1 protein-coding gene is annotated in these 511 nt (G+C 66.7%); it reads right to left on the bottom strand.

Going from position 1 to position 511, the window contains the following annotated elements; genetic code table 11:
• Positions 1-249: 249 nt before the first annotated feature.
• The coding region (locus L6Q96_23675; protein ID MCK6557545.1) for a hypothetical protein at positions 250-511 on the bottom strand (262 nt) is incomplete at its 5' end.

Here is a 511-nt window from a genome sequence, read left to right as displayed (position 1 = left end):
AGCGCGCCCGGGCAGGGCAGCCGATTCTCGGTAACGCTCCCCCGCCAGATACCGGCGAGCCCGGTCAAGTAGGACGTTACCCCCCTCCTCCGGGGCGACCGCGGCCTCCCACTTCGCGCACCAGCAGCTCGCCCGCGACGCCTTGCGCAAGACCATCCACCGTTCCTAGGGCGTTGCCCTGGGCCGATGAAATCTGCCCCTTCGGGGTGGCCGGACCTGCCCGGCTTTAACCTTCCCGGCCGGGACCTGTCACTCAGCCCCGCAGGGGCGACCATTCACCAGCCCAGGGCAACGCCCTGGGTCAACGTGATCGTCATGGACACCAAGCCCTGAAAGGGCGTAACTCAACGCGCCATGGCCCAATCCCTCGCGAAGGTTCTCGTCCACCTCGAACTGATCCTGCGAGGCGTCGATACCCTTGCTCGAAACCACCTGCCCGTCGCTCATCGGGTACTCGCCGGGTTGCCGCAACGAGACGAACTCGATATCGCCGTGCTGGTCGGGCAGATCG

The organism is Candidatus Binatia bacterium (genome assembly GCA_023150935.1).
In the GTDB taxonomy this organism is placed as follows: Bacteria; Desulfobacterota; Binatia; order HRBIN30; family HRBIN30; genus JAKLJW01.
This window is presented reverse-complemented; position numbering and strand designations above follow the sequence as displayed.